This window comes from Sulfitobacter sp. HI0129 (assembly GCF_001635395.1).
Classification (GTDB): Bacteria; Pseudomonadota; Alphaproteobacteria; order Rhodobacterales; family Rhodobacteraceae; genus Sulfitobacter.
Genome location: NZ_LWGH01000382.1, coordinates 1 through 5,888, shown reverse-complemented (window position 1 = coordinate 5,888; position 5,888 = coordinate 1). Strand labels below are relative to the sequence as shown.

General features: G+C 59.0%; 5 protein-coding genes and 3 pseudogenes. 2 read left to right on the top strand and 6 right to left on the bottom strand.

Going from position 1 to position 5,888, the window contains the following annotated elements:
- The 5 genes from A3764_RS09885 to A3764_RS26415 all read right to left on the bottom strand — a co-directional run.
- On the bottom strand, nucleotides 1-386 hold a 386-nt coding region (locus A3764_RS09885; RefSeq protein ID WP_150122132.1), incomplete at its 3' end, for a helix-turn-helix domain-containing protein.
- A gap of 104 nt (nucleotides 387-490) precedes the next feature.
- Entirely contained in the window at nucleotides 491-1,339 is an 849-nt protein-coding gene (locus A3764_RS09880; RefSeq protein ID WP_236628162.1) for an MBL fold metallo-hydrolase, read from the bottom strand.
- A gap of 156 nt (nucleotides 1,340-1,495) precedes the next feature.
- Nucleotides 1,496-2,422, bottom strand: a complete 927-nt coding sequence (locus A3764_RS09875; RefSeq protein WP_067951544.1) for an electron transfer flavoprotein subunit alpha/FixB family protein — start codon at nucleotides 2,420-2,422, stop codon at nucleotides 1,496-1,498.
- Nucleotides 2,422-3,180, bottom strand: a complete 759-nt coding sequence (locus A3764_RS09870; RefSeq protein ID WP_067951543.1) for an electron transfer flavoprotein subunit beta/FixA family protein — start codon at nucleotides 3,178-3,180, stop codon at nucleotides 2,422-2,424. Before A3764_RS09870 ends, A3764_RS09875 begins: the two co-directional genes overlap by 1 nt.
- A gap of 1,257 nt (nucleotides 3,181-4,437) precedes the next feature.
- On the bottom strand, nucleotides 4,438-4,740 hold the full coding sequence (locus tag A3764_RS26415) for a CoA transferase (protein WP_082850977.1): 303 nt from the start codon (nucleotides 4,738-4,740) through the stop codon (nucleotides 4,438-4,440).
- Between the two features lie 158 nt (nucleotides 4,741-4,898).
- Between A3764_RS26415 and A3764_RS09865 the strand changes: the two are divergent.
- Nucleotides 4,899-5,200 (top strand): annotated as a pseudogene (locus tag A3764_RS09865) (transposase); the annotation flags it as partial.
- Between the two features lie 25 nt (nucleotides 5,201-5,225).
- On the opposite strand, the pseudogene A3764_RS09860 reads toward A3764_RS09865, so the two are convergent.
- A pseudogene (locus A3764_RS09860) lies at nucleotides 5,226-5,528 on the bottom strand (integrase core domain-containing protein); the annotation flags it as partial.
- Nucleotides 5,529-5,665: 137 nt separating this feature from the next.
- On the opposite strand from A3764_RS09860, the pseudogene A3764_RS09855 reads away from it, so the two are divergent.
- Nucleotides 5,666-5,888, top strand: a pseudogene (locus A3764_RS09855) (IS110 family transposase); the annotation flags it as partial.

The window sequence follows — 5,888 nt, the reverse complement described above, 5'->3', positions numbered from 1 at the left end:
AAGGTCCGGCGCTGTTTCCGCGAGAGCCAGATGCCGTCTTCGATCATCCATTTGCGCACGGTCTCGCGAGACACTGTGAACCCGTGATGCTCAGCCAGCTTCTCAGCTGCCAGTGTTGGGCCGAAATCCGGGTAATTCTCTTTGATCAGGCTCAGAGCATAATCGCGCTTTGCATGATGGATACGATTGTTTGGAGGTTTGCCGCGCGCCTTATGTCGGATCGCTGAGGCGCCATCCTGCCGGTATCGCTTGAGAAGCCGGAACACTTGCCGCCTTGTCAGATCCAGCAGGTTTGCCGCATTGTCTACCGTCAGCCGACTATCATCGACCTGCGCCAAAACCTCAACGCGGTTCAAATCGCGCTCGCTCATCATAACCCATCCCATGTCCACTCATCCTCGCTATCGTATGCGAGGAGAGTGACACTTCTGAATTGCTCATGGGTGACATTATCGCTTTGCGCGTACATCCGCATCACGCATAATCAATCTTATGTAAAGTTTTCTAGGGCGATACCCCATCGGTCGCCATCTCGCACGACGCGTTGCTCGGCCAGAAGCTTCTCCAGATGTGCCAGGACGTTTCGTTCCGCGGCCATGGCGATATGGGGGTCCGACTTTCTGTAGACCGTCGATGCGATGTTCGGAATCGTGTCAGGCGTTGCCTGGATATGCACCAGGATCTCCGCCTCGCGCCGCATCCTGTTCGCAAGCAGGCGTTCGACATAGGGCCTGGGGTCTCGAAGGACTGGCCCGTGACCCGGAAGATACACCTCGTCCTCCCGTTCGATCAGTCGTTGGAGCTGTGCGCAATAGTCGTGCATGTCGCCGTCCGGCGGGTTGACGATCGAGCTGTTCCAACTCATCACGTGATCGCCCGAAAACAGGATACCGTCCGGTCGCGCAAAACAAAGATGGTCGCTGGAATGGCCCGGTGTGTGAAGCACCACAAGACCGCCAACGGTCTCACCGTCATGCAGCAGCCTGTCAGCCTCAAACGCATCGTCCGGGAAGGCGCTTGACACATGGATCGGTAGCCCGGTCCGTTCGCGCAGCGCCGGCGCGGCGCCGAAATGATCGGAATGGTGATGGGTGACGAGAATACCGGCGGGGTTGTCCCCCAGGTTTTCGAGGATCGCGTCGAAATGCGCGCTGTCTTCGGCCGGACCGGGGTCAATGACCAAGGTACCGTCAGCGGTATCGACAATATAGGTGTTCGTGCCGTGATAGGTCATCTTGCCCGCGTTGTTCGCAACAATGCGCTTGATGCCGTCGGCAACGGGCTGTGCCACGGCCCGGGTCGGTTCGGGCTCGGCGGAAAACATGCTGGTCTTTGTCATTGGAGCTAACCCTCGTTGCCCTGAGGCCCGTCCCCCCTGCGGCGGCAGACGTGTCGCTATCCTGCACGGCGGCAAGAAGAAAATAAGGCGGCGCCGATTGTTCCGGCGCCGCCCAGCTTGTGCCCTCAGGGAGGAGGTCGAGGGCGCAAGTGTAGCTCAGAGCTTTTCGATCAGCTCGGGGACGGCGGTGAAGAGGTCGGCGACCAGGCCGTAATCGGCAACCTGGAAGATCGGGGCCTCTTCGTCCTTGTTGATCGCCACGATGATCTTCGAGTCCTTCATGCCCGCAAGGTGCTGGATCGCTCCCGAGATGCCGACCGCAACGTAAAGCTCGGGCGCAACCACCTTGCCGGTCTGACCCACCTGCCAATCGTTCGGGGCGAACCCGCTATCGACCGCCGCGCGCGAGGCGCCAACCGCCGCGCCCAGCTTGTCCGCCAGCTTCTCGATCAGCGCGAAGTCCTGTTCCGAGCCAACGCCGCGCCCGCCGGAAACCACGATCCCCGCCGAGGTCAGTTCGGGTCGGTCGCTCGCCGCAACCTTGTCCTCGACCCAGGAACTCAAGCCCGGATCGGCCGCGCCGCCGACCATTTCGACCGGTGCCGCTCCCTGCTCGCCGGCGGCGTCGAAGGTCGAGGTCCGGAACGAGATCACTTTGGTCGCGTCATCCGACTTCACCGTCTGGATCGCGTAGCCGGCATAGATCGGGCGCTCGAAGGTGTCGGCATCGACCACGCCCGAGACGTCCGAGATCACCATCACGTCCAGAAGCGCGGCGACGCGTGGCAGGATGTTCTTGGCGTCCGTCGTGGCGGGCGCGACGATGTGGGAATAATCCCCGGCCAGCGACACGATCAGGTCGGCGGTGGCTTCGGCCAGGCGATGACCAAGCGCGGCATCCTCGGCGACCAGCACCCTGGACACGCCCTCGATCGTCGCAGCCTCGGCACCGGCGGCGGCAGACGAAGCGCCAGCGGCCAGGACAGTCACGTCGCCAAGCGATTTCGCGGCAGAGACGGCCTTGGCGGTCGCATCGCGGCCAAGCGCGTCGTCGGTGACTTCGGCAAGAAGAAGAACGGCCATCAGATTGCCCCCGCTGCTTTGAGTTTCGAGACAAGCTCATCGACCGAGCCGACCATCTCGCCAGCCTTGCGGGCCTCGGGCTCGGTCGTCTTGACGACGGAAAGCCGCGGCGTGACGTCGACGCCGTAGTCGGCGGGCGTCTTTTCATCGAGCGGCTTCTTTTTCGCCTTCATGATGTTGGGCAGCGACGCATAGCGCGGTTCGTTCAGGCGCAGGTCGGTCGAGATCACCGTCGGCAGGCTGACCTTGATGGTCTGCAGGCCGCCGTCGACCTCGCGCGTGACCACGGCGCTGTCGCCGTCGATGTCCACCTTGTTGGCGAACGTCGCCTGGCTCCAGCCACACAGCGCGGCCAGCATCTGGGCGGTGGCGTTCATGTCGTTGTCAATCGCCTGCTTGCCGCAAATCACCAGTCCCGGGGCCTCTTCGTCGACGATGCCCTTCAGGATCTTGGCGACGGCCAGCGGCTCGATGTCGGTGTGCACGTCATCGGCGGCCACGACCAGGATCGCCCGGTCGGCGCCCATGGCCAGAGCGGTGCGCAGAGTTTCCTGGGACTTCGCCGTGCCGATCGAGACCGCGATGATCTCTTCGGCCTTCCCGGCTTCCTTCAGCCGGATGGCCTCTTCCACCGCGATCTCGTCGAACGGGTTCATCGACATCTTCACGTTGGCCAGATCGACTCCGGTCCCGTCACCCTTGACGCGAACCTTCACGTTGTAGTCGATCACGCGTTTGATAGGCACAAGGACTTTCATCAGCGGTGGTCTCCATTATCTGAGTTATGATTCATAGCAGCCCAACAAGCATTCATTTGGGGCCGTAGCTCCGCTAGGCGGGGCTTGAGGATTGTTGGGTGGCAAAGGATGCCACAATTTCGGGCGGCTCACGGCCCATTCGGAAGGCGTTCACCAGTGCTTTCCGCTCCACGTAGCCAAATAGAAAACCGCACATGTTGGCGTTGCCTGCGGGGGACGTGCTGCCAAACCGGGGCAGGATAGCTTTCAAGCGCACGAAACATCGTCTCGGGTATGGACAATAACAGGAGATGTGACGCCCCAAAGAAAAGCCAGTTCTACTAAGTCGCCTCGCGCCAGCCTTTTTTCGTCGTCGTGGTTCACACCACCAGTTTCATAGGGCCGATAGGCGCAGGCGTATTGCCGATCCTTGGATCTCAGTGCAAACCGGTGCCCGCCGGTGGAATGTCGGGTTTGGTTTATTGCGCGAGTTGATTCCTTCGAAATAGCGCTTCTCCAGTGCTTGACGTTCCGCGTTCTTATAACGCAGGAGTGTCAAAACTGGATATTTCTGTTCGACGGCGTCAGCTGTATCAAGACCGGCTCATCACGAATGACCCCTTGGGCCATAGGCTGGGGCAGGTTAGTACGGCACGAATGGCGTTCAGTTAGAAGATCGCCTACAGATTGGTCAGATGTCATCATCATGTGCGAATGATCCCCTGAATTGATTGGTCTTGTGGCAATCGGGTTGCGTTGCTCATTTCCCGTGTGCATCCCAACATTGACTTTATGCAACAACCAAACTGTAGCATGAACTTGCTTGATGCAAGCAAAAATTTAATCATACTAAGCGCGTGGTTCGGCTGAGATGTAGGTGTCTCCATTCAGCGAGTGGTTCTGATCGGTCCCCCGGACACATCAACGAGAGTTTCCGGATGGCCATCGCCGGAATGATTGTAGTTCAAGTTTCCTAAACATCCGCGCTGATACCCACTGCATCGATCGCCAGAATAATTTCAACGACCATTCTAATACTGTGAGATGAGCTTTGATACATCCTTCGGCGGTTGGCTGCCTTCGCCACTTAGCTTGGCGCTTATGTTCTCTTGTCTTCTCCAGCTTTGGCCTTGGGTGCGTGCTCCCAGGAGGTTATAGGAACGTTTCCGGCGAATGACACACGAGATCCAGAAACGTTCGGACACTAAATTTACCAGATAGATGCGAGGCTGAACGCGATCGACAACTCCGGGACTTGAACAGCTCTAGATCTCTTTTTCAAATAACCTTTCCTTCACGCAGCCTGGTACAGTCACTGTCACTATATCCCAACTGGGACAAGATTTCGCTGGTGTGCTGGCCAAGTTCCGGGGGTGGCATACGGATGCCCGCAAAGCTTCCCGCCATCTTGATCGGGGCAATGGCCAGAGGTGCTGGACGTTGGAGCCCATGGAATGGTACTTCGGTCATAAAACCAGCAGACTGAACATGAGGATCATCTAGGACGTTTTGCGGCTTCAAGATTGGTCCAGCCGGAACCTTAGCCCTAGCGTAAGCGGCCAGCACCTCTTGCGTTGACATTCTGAGCTACCCCCCGAAAATCGGACAGTGACGGAAGCTACGATCTGAGGTCTGCTGATCCCCAAGACGAGGAGATCTGCTCTGCCCCCTGGAAACAGGACCGTTTAAAGCTGGAGTTTTCGGCTACTCTTTCTTGGCTGGGAGAGGAGCGGAAACGCATGAAGGCATCGAAGTTCACGGAGGCGCAAAAGGCCTTCATCCTGAAGCAGGGCGAGCAAGGCACGCCGGTCGCTGAGATCTGCCGCAAGGCGGGCATCAGCCAGGCGACCTACTTCAATTGGAAGAAGAAGTATGGCGGGTTGCTGCCGGACGAGATGCGTCGGCTGAAGGCGCTCGAGGACGAGAACACACGACTGAAGAAGATCGTGGCCGATCTGACCCTCGATCGGGAGATGTTGCAGAACGTGATCCGCCGAAAGCTCTGAAGCCTGGGCGTCTGCAAGAGATCGTGACCGGGATTGACCTGCTCCCCCGAGAGTCCGCGTTTATTGGTTAGTTCTGTTCAGGGTTTGGTCCTCTCTTGACCGTTGGTGATACTCCCACGGGGTGAGCCCGTCGAGGCTCGAGTGGGGGCGGTGATGGTTGTAGTCGTCGCGCCATGCCGCGATCAGATGGCGGGCATGGCGCAGGTTGGCAAACAGGTGTTCGTTCAGGCACTCGTCCCTCAGGCGGCCATTGAAGCTTTCGACGAAGCCGTTCTGCATCGGTTTTCCCGGCGCAATGTAGTGCCATTCGACTCCGCGCTCTTCCTGCCACGTCAGGATCGCATTCGAGGTCAGCTCCGTCCCATAGCACGTCGGGAAGAGGCGCTTGTTTGAGGTTATGGCCATGCGCGCAGCCCTCAGATAGCGACGCGGGTGGCCATAACCGGGTCTCAGGTCTCAACAGTGGTTTTGCACAAACCACACCGCTGAGGAGACCGGCTATGACCGCCACCGATACTACTGCCTCGACCTTGTTGGTCGCCATCGACATTTCCAAGCACCGCCACGAGGTGCTGATTGGCGTACCTGGCAAGAAGCGCCGCCGTCGATTGACGATCACGAACACGCTCGACGACTTTCGGCGCTTGGCCGCCATTCTTATGGACTACGGTCTGCCCGTGAGGATCGGCTTCGAGGCAACCGGCAACTACCATCGGCCATTGG